This is a genomic window from Pseudomonas sp. GW822-FHT06B12 (genome assembly GCF_058799675.1).
In genome coordinates this window covers 175693-197249 of record NZ_JBXALR010000005.1, presented here as the reverse complement: position 1 = coordinate 197249, position 21557 = coordinate 175693, and the positions used below count along the sequence as shown (strand labels likewise).

Below are 21557 nucleotides of genomic sequence, written 5' to 3'. Positions count from 1 at the left end.
CCCCTGTGGGAGCGAGCCTGCTCGCGATAGCGGTCTGTCAGTCAACATCTATGTTGAATATCAGGCCCTCATCGCGAGCAGGCTCGCTCCCACAGTGGTTTGGGGCTGTCAATAAAACCGCGCTCCCTCATTGAGAACTCCGATTCCCATGTCCCAATCGCCACCAACCGGCCAACTCGCCTACGTGCTCCATAGCCGCGCCTACCGCGAAAGCAGCGCGTTGGTGGATTTCCTCACGCCGCAAGGTCGGCTGCGGGCGGTGTTGCGCAGTGCGCGGGGCAAGGCTGGAACCTTGGCGCGGCCATTTGTACCGCTGGAAGTCGAGTTCCGTGGTCGGGGTGAGCTGAAGAACGTCGGGCGCATGGAAAGCGCCGGCGTCTCCACCTGGCTCAATGGTGAAGCCTTGTTCAGCGGTCTCTACCTCAATGAGCTGCTGATCCGCCTGCTGCCGTCCGAAGATCCTCATCCCGGAGTATTCGATCACTACGCCGCGACCTTGCTGGCCCTCGCCGAAGGGCGTCCGCTGGAACCCTTGCTGCGTTCGTTCGAGTGGCGGTTGCTGGATGATCTGGGCTACGGCTTTGCGCTGAACGCGGATATCCATGGCGAACCTGTCGCGCCCGACGGCCTGTACCGCTTGCAGGTCGATGCGGGTCTGGAACGGGTCTACCTGTTGCAACCCGGTCTGTTCAACGGCACCGAACTGCTGGCCATGGCTGACGCTGACTGGAGCGCGCCGGGTGCGTTGTCTGCCGCCAAACGCTTGATGCGTCAGGCGTTGGCCGTTCATCTGGGCGGTCGCCCTCTTGTGAGTCGCGAGTTGTTTCGAAAGCCGTAAGCCCGACGTGTATGCTGTGCACCGAACTTTCTCTTCTTCTGGAGCGCTTCCGTGACCACCAGCAATCGCATTCTTCTTGGCGTGAACATTGACCACGTTGCCACCCTGCGTCAGGCCCGGGGTACGCGTTACCCTGATCCTGTGAAAGCAGCGCTGGACGCGGAAGAGGCGGGCGCTGACGGGATCACCGTGCACTTGCGTGAAGATCGCCGGCACATTCAGGAGCGCGACGTACTGCTGCTCAAGGACGTGTTGCAAACCCGCATGAACTTCGAGATGGGCGTGACTGAGGAGATGATGGCGTTCGCCGAGCGCATCCGTCCGGCGCACATTTGCCTGGTCCCGGAAACCCGTCAGGAACTGACCACCGAAGGCGGTCTGGATGTCGCGGGGCAGGAGTCGCGGATCAAGGCGGCGGTGGATCGTCTGGCGAAAATCGGCTGCGAAGTGTCGCTGTTCATCGACGCCGATGAGCGCCAGATCGAAGCGTCGAAGCGCGTTGGCGCACCGGCCATCGAATTGCACACGGGCCGTTATGCGGACGCCGAGACACCGACTGCGGTGGCTGAAGAGCTGAAACGTGTGGCGGATGGCGTGGCGTTTGGCCTGACTCAAGGCCTGATCGTCAACGCCGGTCACGGCCTGCACTACCACAACGTCGAAGCGGTTGCGGCGATCAAAGGCATCAACGAACTGAACATTGGCCACGCGCTGGTGGCGCATGCGTTGTTCGTCGGGTTCAAGTCGGCAGTTTCGGAGATGAAAGCGCTGATTCTGGCGGCTGCTACGAAGGCCTGAAGACCACTCTGAAACCCTGTGGGAGCGAGCTTGCTCGCGATAGCGGTCTGTCAGTCACCATCATGTTGAATGTCAGGCCCTCATCGCGAGCAAGCTCGCTCCCACATTTGGTTTGGGGGGGCGCCTAGAGCGGTGGGTTTTCTTCCGGCGGCTTGGTCTTGTCGATGCCCGGCACGTGCAGGTTGCCTTGGGCGACCTGATCACCCTCAAGCTGCGGCTGCGTGACCCACGTCAGGATGTCGTAGTAACGCCGGATGTTCGCCACAAAATGCACTGGCTCACCGCCACGGGCGTAGCCATAGCGGGTTTTGCTGTACCACTGTTTCTGCGACAGGCGCGGCAGGATCTTTTTCACATCCAGCCACTTGTCCGGATTCAGCCCTTCCTTGGCCGCGAGTTTGCGCGCGTCATCCAGGTGACCGCTGCCGACGTTGTAGGCTGCCAGCGCAAACCACGTACGATCCGGCTCCTGGATCGAGTCGTCCAGTTGATCCTTCATGTAAGCCAGGTACTTCGCGCCACCCATGATGCTTTGCTTGGCGTCCAGGCGATTGGACACGCCCATGGCCTGCGCGGTGTTCTGGGTCAGCATCATCAGGCCGCGAACGCCGGTCTTTGAGGTCACCGCCGGTTGCCACAGCGATTCCTGATAACCGATCGCCGCCAGCAGCCGCCAGTCGACTTTCTCTTCCTTGGCCGACGCCTTGAAGTGTTTCTCGTACTTGGGCAGCCGTTGCTGCAAGTGCTGGGCGAAGGTGTAGGCGCCCATGTAACCGAGTACATCGACGTGCCCGTAATAGCGGTCTTTCAGGCGTTGCAGGGTGCCGTTTTTTTCCGCCTTGTCGAGGAAGGCGTTGATCTCGTTGAGCAGGCTGTTGTCATCACCGGCGGCCACCGCCCAGCTCTGGTTGCTGGCGTCGCCCAGGTCGAAGGCGACCCGCGCATTAGTGAAGTAGACCTGGTTCATGGCGACTTCGTTGGAATCGACCAGCGTCAGATCGATCTGACCTTCGTCAACCATGCGCAGCAGGTCAACGACCTCAACCGCGTCGGACTCTTCGTATTCAATGCTGGGGTATTGCTTTTTCAGCGCTGCCAGTTGATCGGCGTGGGTGCTGCCCTTGAGCACCATGATTGTCTTTCCGACCAGGTCCGCCGCATTGGTTGGCCGCGATTGGCCGTTGCGGTAGATGATCTGTGGGGTGACTTCCAGATACGAGTGGGAAAACCTGACCTGCGCTTTGCGTTTCTCGCTGCTGACCAGACCGGCAGCAGCCAGCACCGGGCCGCCAGGTTTGCCTAACTGACCGTACAGATCGTCAAGGTTGTCCGCGGTTTCGATCTTGAGTGTCACCCCCAGATCGTCGGCGAAGCGCTTCACCAGCTCGTATTCGAAGCCGGTTTCACCGTTGCGATCCTGAAAGTAGGTGGCGGGGCTGTTACGGGTAACCACCCGCAGAACGCCATCCTCCTTTACGCGCTCCAGTGTGTTGGGTTTATCAACACAGCCACTGAGCATCAGGAAGAGTCCGGTTGCGATGAGCCATTTGGCGAATCGCGGACGCAAAGCCATTGGGAAAAACATCTGCGCAGTATACGCAAAGGACCACGACCGCCATATCTCGACAGTAAAGGGCTTGTCTGCTAGAGATTTCCAAACCCGGTGCAAGCCCGCGGGAACAGGCGCTCAGGCATGAATGTGACAACTGAAATAAGCCCCGGCGAGCAGCTTAATGAGCATGAGTTACAGGCGCTGAGCACCGGGCCGACGTTCGGACAATACCGGGTGTAGCGTTTCGGGTGCTGTCGCGGGCGGTTTAGGCTAGAATGCACGGCCTCAAAGCACACCCCCTTCCCGAGGCTGTCCCGAAGATGTTGATCCTGCGCGGCGCTCCTGCCCTTTCTGCCTTTCGCCACAGCAAACTCCTTGAGCAACTGAGCCAAAAGGTTCCAGCTGTCAGTGGCTTGTATGCGGAATTCGCTCACTTCGCCGAAGTTACCGGCGTCCTGACCGGCGACGAACAGCAGGTGCTTGCGCGCCTTCTGAAGTACGGTCCCAGCGTTCCGGTACAAGAGCCGACCGGCCGTCTGTTCCTGGTGTTGCCACGTTTTGGCACCATCTCGCCATGGTCGAGCAAGGCCAGCGACATCGCCCGCAACTGTGGCCTGGCGAAAATCCAGCGCCTGGAGCGCGGCATCGCTTTCTACGTGACCGGTGAGTTCACCGATGCACAAGCACAGCTTATTGCTGATGCGCTGCACGACCGCATGACCCAGATCGTGCTGGAAAACCTCGAGCAGGCTGCCGGCCTGTTCAGTCACGCCGAACCGAAGCCGCTGACGGCGATCGACATTCTGGGTGGCGGTCGCGCCGCGTTGGAAAAAGCCAACGTCGAACTGGGCCTGGCCCTGGCTGAAGACGAGATCGATTACCTGGTCAACGCCTTCATCGGCTTGAAGCGCAACCCGCACGACATCGAATTGATGATGTTCGCCCAGGCGAACTCCGAGCACTGCCGTCACAAGATCTTCAACGCCAGTTGGGACATCGACGGTCAGAGCCAGGAAAAAAGCCTGTTCGGCATGATCAAGAACACCTACGTGATGCACAGCGAAGGCGTTCTGTCGGCTTACAAGGACAACGCCTCGGTGATCGTCGGCAACGTCGCCGGCCGCTTCTTCCCGGACCCTGAAACCCGCCAGTACGGCGCGGTGCAGGAACCGGTGCACATCCTGATGAAAGTCGAGACTCACAACCACCCGACCGCGATTGCCCCGTTCCCGGGCGCATCCACCGGTTCCGGCGGCGAGATCCGCGACGAAGGCGCGACCGGTCGCGGCGCCAAGCCGAAGGCTGGTCTGACCGGTTTCACCGTGTCCAACCTGCAAATCCCGGGCTTCGAACAGCCATGGGAAGTGCCGTACGGCAAACCCGAGCGCATCGTTACCGCGCTGGACATCATGATCGAAGGCCCATTGGGCGGCGCGGCATTCAACAACGAATTCGGCCGTCCGGCGCTGACCGGTTACTTCCGTACCTTCGAACAATCCATCACCACCCCGCGTGGCGATGAAGTGCGCGGTTACCACAAGCCAATCATGTTGGCCGGCGGCATGGGTAACATCCGTGCCGAACACGTACAGAAAGGCGAAATCCTCGTTGGCTCCAAGCTGATCGTGCTCGGCGGCCCGGCGATGCTGATCGGTCTGGGCGGCGGCGCGGCTTCCTCCATGGCCACCGGCACGAGTTCGGCGGACCTGGACTTTGCTTCGGTACAACGCGAAAACCCGGAAATGGAACGCCGTTGCCAGGAAGTCATCGACCGTTGCTGGCAGTTGGGTGAACACAACCCGATCAGCTTCATCCATGACGTCGGCGCGGGCGGTCTGTCCAACGCCTTCCCGGAACTGGTCAACGATGGCGACCGTGGCGGCCGCTTCGAACTGCGCAACATTCCAAACGACGAGCCGGGCATGGCCCCGCACGAAATCTGGAGTAACGAATCCCAGGAGCGCTACGTTCTGGCGGTCGGCCCGGCCGACTTCGAACGCTTCAAGGCAATCTGCGAACGTGAGCGTTGCCCGTTCGCGGTGGTCGGCGAAGCGACTGCCGAGCCACAACTGACGGTCACTGACAGCCACTTCGGCAACAGCCCGGTGGACATGCCACTCGAAGTGCTGCTGGGCAAAGCCCCGCGCATGCACCGTTCGGCTGTTCGTGAAACCGAGCTGGGCGATGACTTCGATCCATCGACCCTGGCCATTGCCGACTGCGTCGAGCGCGTTCTGCATCACCCGGCCGTGGCCAGCAAAAGCTTCCTGATCACCATCGGCGACCGCACCATCACCGGCCTCGTGGCCCGTGACCAGATGGTCGGCCCGTGGCAGGTACCAGTGGCTGACGTTGCCGTCACCGCTACCAGCTTCGACGTTTACACCGGTGAAGCCATGGCCATGGGCGAGCGCACTCCGCTGGCACTGCTGGACGCTCCGGCGTCGGGCCGCATGGCCATCGGCGAAACCCTGACCAACATCGCCGCATCGCGCATCGGCAAGATCTCTGACATCAAACTGTCGGCGAACTGGATGTCGGCTGCGGGTCACCCGGGCGAAGACGCGCGTCTGTACGACACCGTCAAAGCAGTCGGCATGGAACTGTGCCCAGAGCTGGGCATCACCATTCCGGTGGGCAAGGACTCGATGTCCATGGCCACGCGCTGGAATGACGAAGGCGTCGACAAGACTGTGACTTCGCCAATGTCCCTGATCGTGACCGGTTTCGCGCCAGTGACTGACATCCGTCAGACCATGACCCCGCAACTGCGCATGGATAAAGGCACCACCGACCTGATCCTGATCGACCTGGGTCGTGGCCAGAACCGCATGGGCGCTTCGATCCTCGCCCAGGTTCACGGCAAGCTCGGCAAGCAGGCACCGGACGTCGATGACGCCGAAGACCTGAAGGCCTTCTTCGCGGTGATCCAGGGCCTCAACGCTGACGGTCACCTGCTGGCTTACCACGACCGTTCCGACGGTGGTCTGCTGACCAGCGTGGTGGAAATGGCCTTTGCCGGCCACTGCGGTCTGAGCCTGAACCTCGACGGTCTGGCCGAAACCTCGGCTGACATCGCTGCGATCCTGTTCAACGAAGAGCTGGGTGCGGTGATTCAGGTTCGTCAGGACTCGACGCCGGACATCCTCGCGCAGTTCAGCGCGGCGGGCCTGGGCGACTGCGTGTCGGTGATCGGTCAGCCGATGAACAACAGCGAGATCAGCATCACCTTCAACGGCGAAACCGTGTTCGAAGGTCAGCGTGGTCTGCTGCAACGTCAGTGGGCTGAAACCAGCTACCAGATCCAGCGTCTGCGTGACAACGCCGACTGCGCCGACCAAGAATTCGACGTGCTGCTGGAAGAAGACAACCCGGGCTTGAGCGCCAAGCTGAGCTACGACGTCAATCAGGACGTCGCTGCGCCTTACATCAAGAAAGGCATTCGCCCACAGGTTGCCGTACTGCGTGAGCAGGGCGTCAACGGTCAGGTGGAAATGGCGGCAGCGTTCGACCGTGCCGGTTTCAACGCGATCGACGTGCACATGAGCGACATTCTGGCCGGCCGTGTCGACCTGAACGAGTTCAAAGGTCTGGTGGCGTGCGGTGGCTTCTCCTACGGTGACGTGCTGGGTGCCGGTGAAGGCTGGGCGAAATCGGCGCTGTTCAACAGCCGTGCTCGCGATGCGTTCCAGGGCTTCTTCGAACGTACCGACAGCTTCACCCTCGGTGTGTGCAACGGTTGCCAGATGATGTCCAACCTGCACGAACTGATTCCGGGCAGCGAGCTCTGGCCGCACTTTGTGCGTAACCGTTCCGAGCAGTTCGAAGCCCGTGTGGCAATGGTTCAGGTTCAGGAGTCGAACTCGATCTTCCTGCAGGGCATGGCCGGTTCGCGCATGCCAATCGCCATCGCTCACGGTGAAGGTCATGCCGAGTTCGCCAGCGAAGAAGCATTGCTGCAAGCGGATCTGTCGGGTTGCGTGGCGATGCGTTTCGTCGATAACCATGGCAAGGTCACTGAAAGCTACCCGGCCAACCCGAACGGCTCGCCGCGCGGGATCACCGGTTTGACCAGCCGTGACGGTCGCGTGACGATCATGATGCCGCACCCGGAGCGGGTGTTCCGCGCCGTGCAGAACTCGTGGCGCTCGGAAGAGTGGAACGAAGACGCGCCGTGGATGCGTATGTTCCGTAACGCTCGTGTATGGGTTAACTAAGCGCTGTGTATAAGCTCAGTTTTTTTGTTCCTCAGAGCCATGTTGAGGTGGTCAAGGGGGCTGTGTTCGCTGCGGGTGGTGGGCGGATCGGTGCTTATGATCACTGTTCCTGGCAGGTGCTTGGGTTGGGTCAGTTTCGCCCTTTGGACGGTAGTCAGCCGTTTATTGGGCAGGCGGGGCTGGTCGAGCAGGTGGAGGAGTGGAAGGTTGAGCTGGTGGTCAGCGATGAGTTGATTGGTGCTGTGGTGGAGGCTCTGAAGCAGAGTCATCCCTATGAGACGCCGGCTTACGAGGTGTGGCGGTTGGAAGATTTCTGATCTTCCCGCCGTTGGAATGAGAAACCCGCTGATTCGTCAGCGGGTTTTTTATTGCCCGGGATTTGATGGAGTACTCGCTCCACTGTGGGAGCGAGCTTGCTCGCGATGGCGGCCTGACAGCCGACCAATCTCTCGCAGATGTACACCAATCAAACTGTGGGAGCGGGCTTGCTCGCGAAGGCGGCCTGACAGCCGACCTATCTTTCGCAGATGTACACCAATCAAAACTGTGGGAGCGAGCCTGTTCGCGATGGCGGCCTGACAGCCGACCAATCTCCCGCAGATGTACACCAATCAAAACTGTGGGAGCGAGCCTGCTCGCGATGGCGGCCTGATAGCCGACTAATCTCTTGTTGGTGTACATATCCATTCCTGCGGTAACGGCGGCTTATGGTTTCGCTTTTACAGCGACTCCCTTTGGCAAGCGCCCCAAAGGAAGCAAAGGTCTTCGCCCCAAGCGTACGGCACCTCGCCTAGGCTCGGCGTTCCCTCGCTCCGGCATTCATCAGGGGGCATCGCCTACGGTCTGCTTCGCGACGACCTCCTCTCGATGTGTCCGGCTGCGCCGTACGGCGCTGCGCGCCAACCCCCTGATGAACACCTCCACTCGGCCTCCCGACGGGGCGGGTGGATCAAGATCAACAGCAAAGCACGGCGGCCTACCGGCCGGCCTGAGTGGTAAAGGCGCGCCGCTGGTGATGATCTTCGTAGGAGCTGCCGCAGGCTGCGATCTTTTGATCTGGCTCGATCGTTCCTGCGTTATTGGGGTTTGTGTAATGCCCGTAGGAAGAGGCAAGAACTCGGTGACAGCATCGCGGGCGACGTAGAAATCTCTGACATGTCTTTCAGGTTGCCGCTCGGAAGCACCGCGTCTAGCCTTTGAACGTCGCTGACAATTCAGCGACAGGGTGTGAGAACCCGGGAAATTCAGTAGGCGCAAAGCGCTGGCTCTACCATAATCGTCGCCGACGTTTTTCGTCTGCGCCTTGCGTTATGGCGGCTGTGTGCGGGCAGACTTCGGTCTGGCCGGGTGCCTACTACCGGTATTCTCACCCCGTTCACAGCTGCCACCTCTTTGCCGAGTGAGACCGGAAAGTCGTGGCTCCCACTTCAGTAGGAGTAAAAAATGGACAAGTTGATCCCCGATCCGCCAGACCACGACGACGTTTCCCCCTACGAATCCCTCGATTCAAAAAAGCTCCACGACGCCGCGCACCGCGCCCTTGATCACTACCTGAAACCCACTCTCGCCAAACTGCGCTTCAGCGATCTGCGCTCGGACCGTTTGTTCAGTGTTGCGCCCGATGTGGGCCTCGAAGCCCTGCTGGCCAATGCCGCGGAAGATCTGGCGTCGGTCAAGGTCATGGCTGCCGACCTGGCATTCGAGATCGAAGGCTCGCGACGTAGCGTGGCGTTGGCGATTTGTCGGATGGTCGATGGCGCTCTGTTGTTGGTGGACAAGGCGCTGGATGACTACAACCCGTCGGAGTCGGAGCAGTTCTACGTCAAAGAGTAGGTCCGTTTTACATCGCGAAATAAAAGAGCCGCTGAGCCGGAAACGATCAGCGGTTCTTTTGTGAGCCATGGAATCTTCGGCGTCCGGGAGGGCCTCATCGCGAGCAAGCTCGCTCCCACAGTTGATCTTTGTCGTACTGCAGATAGCGGTCGCTTCGAAGATTCAGTGTGGGAGCGAGCTTGCTCGCGATGGCGACCTGTCAGGCGCCAACGATTTAAACCTTGGCGCTAACCTCACTGCGATTCACCAGCGCTTCAAGTGCCTCACTCAAACTCAGCGCTTTATCACCAACCAAAAGGTGCCACACGCCCCCGTCCAACGCACTCAAACCTTGGCAACCCAAGTCCTTGAGCTGACATTCCGACAGCGCTTTACCATCCGCCAGTTGCAGACGAATCCGCGTCATCGCCACGCAGTCCAGTTGCAACACGTTATCGCTGCCGCCCAAGGCGTTCAGCCATTTCTGCGCTTCTGGTGTCGCCACGGGCGCCGCTTTCGGGGCTTCTTCGACCACCACAACAGCGGCTACCACTGCAGAACCCGCCGTCGGCATGGCCTGTCGAATCTCATCGGCAATGCTGTCGGCCAGCGGCCCGACCACCACCTGCAAACTGCCGCCCTTGCCGGGGCGGACCACGGCCATGGCGCCGAGGGCTTTCAATTTGCTGTCGGAGGCTTTGTTGCGGTCGACCATTTCCAGGCGCAAGCGTGTGGTGCAGGCGCCGATGGTGATCAGGTTTTCAGCACCGCCTAAGGCTTGGATGTACGCCCCGGCCCGCTGGTTTTCGCTCAGCACAGTTTTTTCACCGACAACGACGCCTTCGCGCCCCGGCGTCTTCAGGTTGAAGCGACGGATGCAGAAGTCGAACACTACGTAGTAGATCACTGCGTACGCGAGGCCTACCGGGAGCACCCGCCAACCGTTGGTGGACTTGCCCCAGCCCAGCGCCATGTCGATGGCGCCGCCGGAGAAGGTGAAGCCCAAGTGGATGTTCAGCGCGTTGGTGATGGCCATCGCCATGCCGGTCAGCAGGGCGTGCAGCAAATACAGCAGCGGCGCGAGGAACATGAAGGCGAATTCGATCGGCTCGGTGACGCCGGTCAGGAATGAGGTCAGGGCCATCGACAGGAAGATCCCGCCCATCACTTTGCGGCGTTCCGGCAGGGCGTTGCGGTACATCGCCAGGCACGCGGCGGGCAGGCCGAAGATCATCATCGGGAACATCCCGGTCATGAACTGGCCGCCCTTCGGGTCGCCGGCAAAGTAGCGCGCCAGGTCGCCGGTCACGACTGCGCCGGTGGTCGGGTCGGTGAAGCTGCCGAAGATGAACCACGCCATGTTGTTGAGGATGTGGTGCAGGCCGGTGATGATCAGCAAGCGGTTGAACACGCCGAAGACGAACGCGCCGATGCTGCCGCTTTCCAGCAGCAATTGGCCGAAGCTGTTGATGCCGTGCTGGATCGGTGGCCAGATCAAACCGAAGACCACGCCGAGGCCGACAGCAGTGAACCCGGTGGCAATCGGCACGAAGCGCCGGCCGCCGAAGAACGCCAGGTATTCCGGCAGCTTGATGTCCTTGAAGCGGTTGTACAGCGCGCCGGCCATCAGACCGCTGATGATCCCGGCGAGCATGCCCATGTTGATGCTCGCATCCAGCACCTTGAGCGTGGAGACCATCACCAGGTAACCAATCGCCCCGGCGAGCCCGGCGGTGCCGTTGTTGTCCCTGGCGAAACCGACCGCGATGCCGATGGCGAAGATCAGCGCCAGGTTGGCGAAGATCACTTGCCCGGCGTCGTGGATGATCGCGATGTTCAGCAAGTCAGTGTCGCCCAGACGCAGCAACAGGCCGGCAATCGGCAGGATCGCAATGGGCAGCATCAGCGCCCGTCCGAGGCGCTGCAAGCCTTCGATGAAGAGTTGGTACATGGCGTATCTCCCTGGGTTTTTTGTTTTTCTAGTAGCTGTTGTTCAGCTCAGAGGCCAATGTTGATGACAGGCGTGGCGTACGGCGGTGGCGCTGCTCAGGTTGAGCAGGGTGGCGCTGAAGTGTCGGCAGTCGACGGCGTCCAGTTGGCGAACGCGCTCCTTGATTTCACCGACTTGCGGCGGACTGACGGACAGCTCACGGATACCCAGGCCAATCAGCACCGGGGTCGCCAGCGGGTCGGAGGCCAGTGCACCGCAAACGCCAACCCAGCGTTGATGTTTGGCGGCACCGGCGCAGGTCTGGGCGATCAGTCGCAACAGCGCCGGGTGCAAGGCATCGACCCGTGCGGCGAGGCCGGCGTGATCGCGGTCCATGGCCAGCGTGTACTGGGACAGGTCGTTGGTGCCGATGGACAGGAAGTCCGCGTGTTCTGCCAATTGCTCGGCAAGCAGCGCGGCGGCCGGGACTTCGATCATCACGCCCAGCTCTGGGCGTTGGGTCAGTTCCAGCTCGGCGCACAGTGCATCGAGGCGTTGGCGGATGTGCAGCAATTCGTCGACCTCGCTGACCATCGGCAACAGAATCCGGCAGCGCTGCAACGGGCTGACTTGCAGCAGTGCGCGCAGTTGTTGGTCGAGCAGTTCCGGGCGCACCTGCGCCATGCGAATTCCACGCAGACCTAGCACCGGGTTGGCTTCGGCTGGCAGTGGCAAATAGTCGAGCTGTTTGTCGCCACCGACGTCGATAGTGCGGATGATCACCGACTTGTCGCCCATGGCATCCAGCACCGCTTGATAAGCCTGGCGCTGTTCTTGTTCATCGGGCGCGGTCTGGCGATCGACGAACAGAAACTCGGTGCGCAACAGGCCGACGCCATCGGCGCCGCCCTTGTAGGCATCGGCGGCTTCGGCACTGGAGGCCACATTGGCCGCGACTTCGATGCGCAGACCATCGCGAGTGTGCGCCGGGTTATGGGCCTGAGCTTGCTGGCGTTCGCGGCGTTGCAGGTGTTCACGCTGGGCCTGAGCCACTTGTTCCAGGCGTTCACTGTTGGGCGTCAGCTCCAGGCGTCCGCCGTCGGCGTCCAGCACCACCGACTGGCCCTGCGGTTGATTGAGCAGTGACGAGCCGAGGGCAACCAGGCACGGCAGGCCTTTGCCACGGGCGAGAATCGCCACATGGGAGGTTGCGCCACCTTCGGCCATGCACAGTCCGGCGACGCCTTGCTGGCTCAGTTGCAGCAAATCGGAAGGGGTCAGTTCATGGGCGGCGACAATTGCGCCGGCCGGCACGTCGTAGTGCCAGTCCTGCCCGAGCAAGGCGCGCAGCACACGTTGCTTGAGGTCGCGCAGGTCGTTGGCGCGTTCGGCCAGCAGCGGGTTACCGAGTTTTTGCAGCACCTCGCACTGCACCTCGATCGACTGGCTCCAGGCGTGGGTTGCGGCGCTGCCCTGATCGATTGACTGGCTGGCCGCTTCAAGCAACGCCGGGTCTTCGAGCAGGGCCAAATGAGCGGCGAAGATCTGCTCTTCTTCGGTGTGCTTGTGCTTTTTGGCGTGGGACAGGGTTTCACGGATTTCGCTGCGAACCTGTTCCAGCGCGCGGTCGAGGGCTTGCAGTTGTTCTTCGGCGTTATGGCTGCCAGGGTCTTCCGGCAGGTGGATGGCGGCCAGTTGGAACAGCGGCCCGCCAACCAGGCCGGGCGCTGCGCATACACCGTGCAGCACGCCGGCTTCGGCAATGCGGGTGCGGTGGGCAATCGGCGTCGGCGCGGCGCTGTGGCTTTCGTCGTTGACCGCAGTGGACAAGGCGTTCAGCAAGGCTTGCAACGCTGCCTTGGCGTCCGCGCCTTTGCAACTGACCTGAACCTCGTCCTGCTCGCCAATCCCCAGGCCCATCAGCCCGATCAGGCTGTCGCACGACGCCGATTTACCGGCGAAATGCAGCTGCGATTTACTGTTGAACAGTTGCGCGGTCTGACGGATCAGCGCCGCTGGCCGTGCATGCAGACCGCCGCGATGGGTGATGCGAATATGCCCGTGAACTTCGGCGCCTGAGCTATCCACCTCGGTGTGCGCACTGTTTGTGGTTCTCGGCACGATGTGCAGCAGCGGCTCGCCGACCTTGACCGATTTGAGGGTGATCGGCAGCACCTGGAAGTCCTCGCTGTTGGTCAGGATCAGCAGGCTGACCAGGCTTTTGCAGCCTTGCGCGACCTGGTCCAGATCAAAGCGCAACAGCGCCTGGCCATTGCTGACTCGGGTGCCTTCCTTGACCAGCATCGAGAACCCTTCGCCCTGCAACTCGACGGTGTCCAGGCCCAAATGCAGCAGCAGTTCGGCGCCGTTGTCGGCGCGCAGGGTGACGGCGTGGCCGGTGCGGGCGACGTGCACCACCACCCCGGCACACGGCGCGTGCAGGGTGTTGTTCAGCGGGTCGATGGCGATCCCGTCGCCCATGGCGCCGCTGGCGAACACCGGGTCCGGAACCTTGGCGAGCGTGAGCACCGGGCCGCTGAGCGGGGCGCTGAGGGTCAGGTCTTTATTGTTGTTATGCATGGCTCGGTACTCGATCGGGCGTGTTAGTGGGTGCGGGTCACTTTGCTCAAGTGACGCGGCTGGTCCGGGTCCATGCCACGGGCGACCGCGAGGCCGGCCGCCATGACGTAGAAGCTCTGGATGGCGAGGATCGGGTCCAGCGCCGGATGTTCGGCGCGGCTCAGCGTCAGGTCGCGTTCGCTGACGTCATCCGGGGCGGCCAGCAACACGCGGGCACCGCGTTGGCGCATCTCGGCGGCGAGACTCAGCAGGCCTGCCTGCTCGGCGCCGCGCGGGGCGAACACCAGCAGTGGGTAGTTGTCGTCGATCAGTGCCATTGGCCCGTGTTTCACTTCGGCGCTGCTGAAAGCTTCGGCCTGAATCGCCGAGGTTTCCTTGAGTTTCAGTGCCGCTTCCTGAGCGATGGCAAACCCGGCACCACGGCCGATCACCATCAAGCGTTGGCAGTCACGCAGTACGTCGACAGCCAGGCTCCAGTCCTGAGTCGCGGCTTCGCGCAAACCTGCTGGCAGCGCGAGGCCGGCTTGCAGCAACTCGGCATCCTGCTTCCAGTGGGCGATCAAGCGCGCACTGGCGCTGAGGGTGGCGATGAAACTTTTGGTCGCGGCGACGCTGCTTTCGATGCCGGCGCACAGCGGCAGGCTGAACTCGCACGCGGCTTCCAGGGGCGAGTTCTCGGCATTGACCATCGAAATGCTCAAGGCGCCACGCTTGCGCAGCAGCCGCAGGCTGTTGACCAGATCCGGACTTTGCCCGGACTGCGAGAACGCAAACGCCACTTGGCCGCTGACCTTCAGCGGTGCTTGCTGCATGGTCACCACCGACATCGGCAGCGACGCCACCGGTATGCCCACGTGCTGCATGGTCAAGTAGGCGAAGTAGCTCGCGGCGTGATCGGAACTGCCACGGGCGACGGTCATCGCCACTTGCGGTGGCTGACGGTTCAGGCGCCCGGCGATCTCGATCATCTGCGGATCCAGTTGCTGCAACTGAACGTCGACGGCCTTGTACGAGGACAGCGCCTCTTCAAGCATTTTTGAAGTCAATGTCTTCTCCTTCGACCATTACGGCGGTCAGTGTGAGTGAGCGATCCAGACGTACGCAGTCAGCCCAGGCGCCGGGTTGCAGGCGGCCGCGCTCCTGGATGCCGAGGTAGTCGGCGGGGAATTGCGACAGCCGTTGCGAGGCCTCGGCCAATGGCAGGCCGATTTTCACCAGATTGCGCAGGGCCTGATCCATGGTCAGGGTGCTGCCGGCCAATGTGCCGTCGGGCAAGCGCACGCCGCCCAGGCATTTGGTCACGGTGTGGCTGCCGAGCTTGTATTCACCATCCGGCATGCCGGCGGCGGCGGTGGAATCGGTGACGCAATACAGGCAGGGGATCGAGCGCAGGGCCACCCGGATCGCGCCGGGGTGGACGTGCAGCAGGTCGGGAATCAGCTCGGCGTATTTGGCGTGAGCCAGTGCTGCGCCGACGATCCCGGGCTCGCGGTGATGCAACGGGCTCATGGCGTTATAGAGGTGAGTGAAACTGCTGGCGCCGGCCTCAAGCGCCGCGACGCCTTCTTCGTAGCTGCCCAGGGTGTGGCCGATCTGCATGCGAATCCCACGGTCGCTGAGGGCGCGAATCAGTTTGTCGTGACCGGCGATTTCCGGGGCGATGGTGATCACCCGAATAGGCGCCAGCGCCAGATAGGCTTCGACCTCGGCCATCAACGCGGTGTGGGCGAAGTTCGGTTGCGCACCGAGTTTGCCAGGGTTGATGTACGGTCCTTCCAAATGCACGCCGAGTACCCGGGCGCTGCCTTTCGGCCGCTGTTCACAGAACTCGCCGACCTCGGCCAGCACCCGGGAAATTTCTTCCGGTGGCGCGGTCATGGTGGTGGCCAGCAGCGAGGTGGTGCCGAAACGCACGTGGGTTTTGGTGATGGTTTCGAAGGCTGGCGAGCCTTCCATGATGTCCTTGCCGCCACCGCCGTGGACGTGCAGGTCGATGAAACCCGGCAGCAGGTAAGGCAGGTCGTTGTCCGCCGGGTCGCAGAGCTGACCTTCGATGCGCACGATCTTGCCGTGTTCGTGGATCAACCGACCACGAATCCAGCCTTGGGCGGTGAGGATGTTGTCTTCGGACATCAGTAGTTCTTCGGACATCAGTAGTTCTCCGGCGTCAGCGACGCGATTCTTAGCGTCGAAGCTCTGCGACAAAGTCGTAGTAGTCGTTGCGGCAATAGGTGTCGGTGACTTCGATCGGGGTGTTGTCTTCGAGGTAACCGACCCGGGTCATCAGCAGCATGGCGGTGCCGGGAGCGATGCCGACCAGCGCGGCGAATTCGTCCGAGGCGTTGATCGCCTGAATGTGTTGCAGGGCACGCACCACGGGTTTTCCGATGCCATCGAGGTATTCGTAGAGCGAATCACCGACCGCTTGTGGCTGGGCAATGATCGAGGCGGGCAGGGTGCTCATCTCGATGGCCATTACGGTGTCGTCGGCTTTACGCAGGCGCTTGAGACGCGCGACTTTGTCGTAGGGCGAGAGCGCGAGGCGGATCAGTTCTTCGTGGGTCGGCTGGGTGATTTCCCGCTCCAGCCATTGCGAGCTCGGCACGAAGCCTTTGAGGCGAAGCATTTCGCTGAAGCCGGACAGCCGGGACAGTGGTTGTTCGAGGCGCGGAGTGATGAAAGTGCCGGAGCCTTGGCTGCGACGGATCAGGCCTTGTTCGAACAGCACTTCCAGTGCCTTGCGGGCGGTCACGCGGGAGATGTTCAGCATTTCGCTGAGGTTGCGCTCCGACGGCAATGCCTGCTCGGCTTTCCAGAGGCCCGCATGAATCGCCGCTTCCAGGTTGCGTGCCAGTTGCAGGTACAACGGCGTTGGCTGAGTGTCGTCAGGGCGCAGGGCCAGGATGTGATTCATTGGGTTGGGTTCCGATGCGGAGAGTGGAGTTTGTCGCCCGGTAATGGCGCAAAACTAATACCACTTAAATACCATGTCAACGCCAGTGGTCTGCTCGGGGCGAGCAAATACGCACCACGCTGGAGGGCGCGGTGGCGTTGGCTTTGAAGTGGTATTAGGGGAGGGCGTTACAAGCGCAAAGATCGCAGCCTGCGGCAGCTCCTACGGGACGAAATGGTATCAACCCTGTAGGAGCTGCCGCAGGCTGCGATCTTTTGATTTATTTTTCGAAAAGACCGAATCAGGGGCGGATTTCGATCATCGTGCCGTCTTTGACCAGGCCCCAGACTTCGCGCATGTCGACGTTGCGCATGCCGATGCAACCGTCGGTCCAGTCCAGGGTGTGGAACAGCTCTTCAGGGTTTTCTTCAGTGTCCGGGGTGCCGTGAATCATGATCATGCCACCGGGCTCCACGCCTTCGCGGCGCGAACGGACGGAGTCGCTGATGTTCGGGTAGGAGATGTGCATGGCCAGGTTGAAGCGGTCGCTGACCTTGCGCCAGTCCAGCCAATACAAGCCTTCTGGTGTGCGTCGATCGCCTTCCATAAGCTTCGCGCCTTTGGGGTTTTTGCCCAATGAGATGCGATAGGTCCGCAGTGGCTTGCCATCATTGATCAGCTGCAACTGGTGAGCTGATTTGAGCACCAACACTTTTTCGATGACTTTGCCGTCCAGGGTCTCCGTGGTGGCAGCTTGGGAAACCATGACAAACGACAGGCAGAAGAGGGCAAGCAACCAGCGCATTAAAACGATATCCCTGAGAGTACGGCGTACTTATAGTTTAAGTGATCGCAGGCTGAGCAAGTGGAGGAATTGATTCGGAACGCACAGGGAAATGTTCTATCCGGCGGTCTGCGAAGTAGCATTCTAGGGTACGGCCGACCGTGCGGAAAGCCAGCTCCGACCACGGGATGTCGGCTTCATCGAAAAGCTTCACTTCCAGGCTTTCTTCGCCCGCGGCAAAGTCCAGGTCCACCAGCTCGGCGCGAAAGAATACATGCACCTGACTGATGTGCGGCACGTCGATCAACGTATAGATGTTCAGGTTGCGCACCCGTGCACAGGCCTCTTCGGCGGTTTCACGGATCGCCGCCTGTTCGATGGTTTCACCATTTTCCATGAAGCCGGCCGGCAAGGTCCAGTAACCACGGCGTGGTTCGATGGCGCGGCGGCACAACAGCACCTGAGTGCCCCAGGTGGGCAGGCAACCGGCGACGATATTCGGGTTCTGGTAATGGATGGTCTGGCACTTGTCGCAGACATACCGCAGGCGCGAATCGCCTTCGGGAATGCGTTGGGTGACCGGGTTGCCGCACTGGCTGCAGAAATTCATGCTGGGCTTCCGAAAAGGCTGTGCCTATCTTGGCGTGCGGCGGTGTCTGTCGGCAAGTTGTCGTTTAGCGACATGCCACGGTTCAGGGGTTGGGCGGTCGGTGTGTTTGGTGCATGATGCAAGGTAGCTAACAAATCGAGAGCACTCATGCTGGACGAGCTACTGCATCGGGTAAGCAACCACACGCCGCGTACCCTGGAAACCGACCGACGTTTTCCGGAGGCAGCGGTCCTGGTGCCTATCACCCGCAGTGACGAGCCGGAGCTGGTTCTGACCTTGCGCGCCAGCGGGCTCTCGACCCATGGCGGTGAAGTGGCCTTCCCTGGCGGGCGACGTGATCCGGAAGATCCGGACCTGATTTTCACCGCATTGCGCGAAGCCGAAGAAGAAATCGGCCTGCCACCGGGTTTGGTGGAGGTCATCGGCCCGCTGAGCCCGTTGATTTCCCTGCATGGGATCAAGGTCACGCCTTACGTCGGGGTGATTCCGGACTTCGTCGAGTACCGCGCCAACGACGCTGAAATTGCCGCGGTGTTCAGTGTGCCGCTGGAGTTTTTCCGCAAAGACCCGCGTGAACACACGCACCGCATCGATTATCAGGGCCGCAGTTGGTATGTGCCGAGCTATCGTTATGGCGAATACAAAATCTGGGGCCTGACCGCGATCATGATCGTCGAGCTGATCAACCTGCTCTATGACGCGCAGATCAGCCTGCATCAACCTCCCAATAGCTTTATCAATATTTGACGCCATCGCGCACATGGCAATACCCCGGCTTTTTGCTAGTGAGCCTGCCTGGCCTTGAGGATGAAAAGATGAAATACCGCTTGGGCGACGCCCGTGTCGAAACCCACCCGCAGAGCTGGGTAGCGCCCAACGCCGTGCTGGTAGGCAGGGTCAAGCTGGAAGAGGGGGCCAATGTCTGGTTCAACGCGGTATTGCGCGGTGACAACGAGCTGATCCTGATCGGCAAGAACAGTAACGTGCAGGATGGCACCGTGATGCACACCGACATGGGCTTCCCGCTGACCATCGGCACCGGCGTGACCATCGGCCACAACGCCATGCTGCACGGTTGCGCGGTGGGCGACTACAGCCTGATCGGCATCAATGCGGTGATCCTCAACGGCGCGAAAATCGGCAAGAACTGCATCATCGGCGCCAACTCGCTGATCGGCGAAGGCAAGGAAATCCCTGATGGTTCGCTGGTCATGGGCTCGCCGGGCAAAGTGGTACGGGAGCTGACCGAGCCGCAGAAGAAAATGCTCGAAGCCAGCGCTGCCCACTATGTGCATAACTCGCAGCGCTATGCCCGCGATCTGGTCGAGCAGGAAGAATGAACGCCACCGAAAAACCCGTACGCTCACCGTGTGTGAACATTTGCGCACTGGATGAGGACGATATCTGCATCGGGTGTCAGCGTACGGTGGATGAGATCACCCGCTGGAGCCGCATGGACAACGATGAACGCCGCAAGGTGCTGGGGTTGTGTCATGAGCGGGCCGAATCGAGTGGGTTGGTTTGGATGATCGGGGCAAAACCGGGTAATTGAGTCGTACTTTGAAAGTGCTGCGCACTTTATCGCGAGCAAGCTCGCTCCCACACTTGATCGATGTTGCCCGCATTGTTGTGATCGACGCTGAGTTAATGTGGGAGCGAGCTTGCTCGCGATGAGGCCATCACGGGCGCCACTACCTCCTTGGCCCAACCCCATCCCCTAAAGTACCCTGTGCGCAAATCTGACAGGTATCCCGGCGCCCATGCTTTTCCTGATCGCTTACATCAGCAGCGTCGTGCTGATCAACTACGCCTTTTCCACTGCCCCGCATCTGGACATCATCTGGTCGGCCTGGGGTGGCCTGGTGTTCGTGCTGCGCGACATGGTGCAAACCCGTTTCGGTCACGGCGCGCTTGCCGCGATGCTGGCGGCGCTGGTGCTGTCCTACTTCACCTCCGATCCGTCCATCGCCCTGGCCAGTGCCACGGCCTTCGCGGTGTCGGAGTGCATTGACTGGCTGGTGTTCAGCATCACCAAGCGCCCGCTGCACGACCGTCTGTGGATAAGTTCGGCACTGAGCATTCCGCTGGATACTTTCATCTTCTTCGGCATGATCGATGCCCTGACACCGGGCGTGATCCTCACTGCCCTGGGATCGAAATTCGCCGGTGTGACCATCGTCTGGCTGGCCATGGCCTGGCGTTTGCGCAAGAACGCGCTGGCAAGCTGAGCCAAACCCTCAGGTTCATGTAAAATGCCGCGCTTTCTCCCTGAGGGAAGCGCGCCTGGCGCTGCGACCCTTGATGATCCGCTCCTTTGAGGACCTGAGATGACCCGTATCGGAACTCCATTGTCGCCAACCGCGACCCGCGTATTGCTGTGTGGCTGTGGTGAGTTGGGCAAGGAAGTGGTGATCGAGCTGCAACGCCTTGGCGTTGAAGTGATTGCCGTGGATCGTTACGCCAACGCGCCGGCGATGCAGGTGGCGCATCGCAGCCACGTGATCAACATGCTCGACGGCGCCGCCCTGCGTGCAGTGATCGAAGCCGAAAAGCCGCACTTCATCGTGCCGGAAATCGAAGCCATCGCCACCACCACGCTGGTCGAACTGGAAGCCGAAGGCTTCACCGTGATCCCGACCGCTCGCGCCGCGCAGCTGACCATGAACCGTGAAGGCATCCGTCGTCTGGCGGCTGAAGAGCTGGACCTGCCGACCTCGCCGTATCACTTCGCCGATACCTTCGAAGACTACCGCAAAGCAGTCGACGACCTGGGCTTCCCGTGTGTGGTCAAGCCAGTCATGAGCTCCTCGGGCAAAGGCCAGAGCCTGCTGCGCAGCGTCGATGACGTGCAGAAAGCCTGGGATTACGCGCAGGAAGGCGGTCGTGCCGGTAAAGGTCGGGTGATCATCGAAGGTTTCATCGACTTCGACTACGAAATCACCTTACTCACCGTTCGTCACATCGGCGGCACCACGTTCTGTGCGCCAGTCGGTCATCGTCAGGAGAAGGGCGACTATCAGGAATCCTGGCAGCCGCAAGCCATGAGCCCGATTGCGCTGGCGGAATCCGAGCGCGTGGCCAAATCCGTGACCGAAGCCCTGGGTGGCCGTGGTCTGTTCGGCGTTGAGTTGTTCATCAAGGGTGATCAGGTGTGGTTCAGCGAAGTCTCGCCGCGCCCGCATGACACCGGTCTGGTGACCCTGATTTCTCAGGATCTGTCGCAGTTCGCCTTGCACGCACGGGCGATTCTCGGCCTGCCGATTCCGCTGATCCGTCAGTTCGGCCCATCGGCGTCGGCGGTGATTCTGGTGGAAGGGCAGTCGACCCAGACCGCTTTTGCCAACCTCGGTGCTGCACTGGCCGAGCCGGATACTGCGCTGCGTCTGTTCGGCAAGCCGGAAGTCAACGGTCAGCGCCGCATGGGCGTTGCCTTGGCGCGTGACGAGTCGATCGAAGCGGCTCGCGCCAAAGCGACCCGCGCCTCGCAGGCAGTCGTTGTAGAGCTGTAACCGCGTCGCAGCCATCGCGAGCAAGCTCGCTCCC

18 protein-coding genes are annotated in these 21557 nt (G+C 61.2%); 10 read left to right on the top strand and 8 right to left on the bottom strand.

Annotation, left to right across the window (positions count from 1 at the left end):
* Positions 1-148: 148 nt before the first annotated feature.
* Together recO and pdxJ are read left to right on the top strand one after the other, a co-directional pair.
* On the top strand, positions 149-838 hold the full coding sequence (gene recO, locus AC1RKH_RS13285) for a DNA repair protein RecO (RefSeq protein ID WP_493062378.1): 690 nt from the start codon (positions 149-151) through the stop codon (positions 836-838).
* Positions 839-889: 51 nt separating this feature from the next.
* Positions 890-1636, top strand: coding sequence for a pyridoxine 5'-phosphate synthase (gene pdxJ / locus AC1RKH_RS13280; RefSeq protein ID WP_493062377.1), 747 nt, complete (start codon positions 890-892; stop codon positions 1634-1636).
* A 124-nt stretch (positions 1637-1760) separates the two neighbouring features.
* Here pdxJ and mltF read toward each other — a convergent pair whose 3' ends face one another.
* Complete coding sequence (gene mltF, locus AC1RKH_RS13275; protein ID WP_493062376.1) at positions 1761-3221, bottom strand: membrane-bound lytic murein transglycosylase MltF; 1461 nt, start codon at positions 3219-3221, stop codon at positions 1761-1763.
* A 287-nt stretch (positions 3222-3508) separates the two neighbouring features.
* Between mltF and purL the strand changes: the two genes are divergently transcribed.
* From purL to AC1RKH_RS13260, 3 genes are all read left to right on the top strand, one after another.
* A complete protein-coding gene (gene purL / locus AC1RKH_RS13270; RefSeq protein WP_493062375.1) occupies positions 3509-7405 on the top strand; it encodes a phosphoribosylformylglycinamidine synthase in 3897 nt (1298 codons plus the stop codon).
* Between the two features lie 5 nt (positions 7406-7410).
* On the top strand, positions 7411-7722 hold the full coding sequence (locus AC1RKH_RS13265; RefSeq protein ID WP_493062374.1) for an NGG1p interacting factor NIF3: 312 nt from the start codon (positions 7411-7413) through the stop codon (positions 7720-7722).
* Between the two features lie 1126 nt (positions 7723-8848).
* Entirely contained in the window at positions 8849-9238 is a 390-nt protein-coding gene (locus AC1RKH_RS13260) for a DUF6124 family protein (protein WP_493062373.1), read from the top strand.
* A 214-nt stretch (positions 9239-9452) separates the two neighbouring features.
* On the opposite strand, the gene nagE is transcribed toward AC1RKH_RS13260, so the two are convergent.
* From nagE to AC1RKH_RS13225, 7 genes are all read right to left on the bottom strand, one after another.
* Positions 9453-11168, bottom strand: a complete 1716-nt coding sequence (gene nagE / locus AC1RKH_RS13255) for an N-acetylglucosamine-specific PTS transporter subunit IIBC (RefSeq protein WP_493062372.1) — start codon at positions 11166-11168, stop codon at positions 9453-9455.
* Between the two features lie 42 nt (positions 11169-11210).
* Positions 11211-13727 carry a phosphoenolpyruvate--protein phosphotransferase gene (gene ptsP / locus AC1RKH_RS13250; protein WP_493062371.1) on the bottom strand — a complete coding sequence of 839 codons (2517 nt, stop codon included), beginning with the start codon at positions 13725-13727 and terminating at the stop codon, positions 11211-11213.
* A gap of 23 nt (positions 13728-13750) precedes the next feature.
* Positions 13751-14761 carry an SIS domain-containing protein gene (locus AC1RKH_RS13245; RefSeq protein ID WP_493062557.1) on the bottom strand — a complete coding sequence of 337 codons (1011 nt, stop codon included), beginning with the start codon at positions 14759-14761 and terminating at the stop codon, positions 13751-13753.
* Positions 14754-15860 (bottom strand): N-acetylglucosamine-6-phosphate deacetylase, encoded by a 1107-nt coding sequence (gene nagA / locus AC1RKH_RS13240; RefSeq protein WP_493062556.1) that lies wholly within the window; start codon positions 15858-15860, stop codon positions 14754-14756. Before nagA ends, AC1RKH_RS13245 begins: the two co-directional genes overlap by 8 nt.
* A 49-nt stretch (positions 15861-15909) precedes the next feature.
* Positions 15910-16641: a GntR family transcriptional regulator gene (locus AC1RKH_RS13235; protein ID WP_123428667.1), complete on the bottom strand. Its 732-nt coding sequence runs from the start codon at positions 16639-16641 to the stop codon at positions 15910-15912.
* A 280-nt stretch (positions 16642-16921) separates the two neighbouring features.
* Complete coding sequence (locus tag AC1RKH_RS13230) at positions 16922-17425, bottom strand: L,D-transpeptidase family protein (RefSeq protein ID WP_123428665.1); 504 nt, start codon at positions 17423-17425, stop codon at positions 16922-16924.
* A 37-nt stretch (positions 17426-17462) separates the two neighbouring features.
* Entirely contained in the window at positions 17463-18014 is a 552-nt protein-coding gene (locus tag AC1RKH_RS13225) for an NUDIX hydrolase (protein ID WP_123428663.1), read from the bottom strand.
* 147 nt (positions 18015-18161) lie between these two features.
* On the opposite strand from AC1RKH_RS13225, the gene AC1RKH_RS13220 reads away from it, so the two are divergent.
* From AC1RKH_RS13220 to purT, 5 genes are all read left to right on the top strand, one after another.
* Positions 18162-18761, top strand: a complete 600-nt coding sequence (locus AC1RKH_RS13220; RefSeq protein ID WP_123428661.1) for a CoA pyrophosphatase — start codon at positions 18162-18164, stop codon at positions 18759-18761.
* Positions 18762-18829: 68 nt separating this feature from the next.
* Entirely contained in the window at positions 18830-19354 is a 525-nt protein-coding gene (locus AC1RKH_RS13215; protein WP_493062370.1) for a gamma carbonic anhydrase family protein, read from the top strand.
* Positions 19351-19566, top strand: a complete 216-nt coding sequence (locus AC1RKH_RS13210) for a DUF1289 domain-containing protein (RefSeq protein ID WP_493062369.1) — start codon at positions 19351-19353, stop codon at positions 19564-19566. The genes AC1RKH_RS13215 and AC1RKH_RS13210 overlap by 4 nt, the downstream gene beginning before the upstream one ends.
* 208 nt (positions 19567-19774) lie before the next feature.
* Positions 19775-20242, top strand: coding sequence for a VUT family protein (locus AC1RKH_RS13205; protein ID WP_493062368.1), 468 nt, complete (start codon positions 19775-19777; stop codon positions 20240-20242).
* A 99-nt stretch (positions 20243-20341) separates the two neighbouring features.
* Entirely contained in the window at positions 20342-21523 is a 1182-nt protein-coding gene (gene purT / locus AC1RKH_RS13200; RefSeq protein WP_493062367.1) for a formate-dependent phosphoribosylglycinamide formyltransferase, read from the top strand.
* Positions 21524-21557 lie beyond the last annotated feature (34 nt).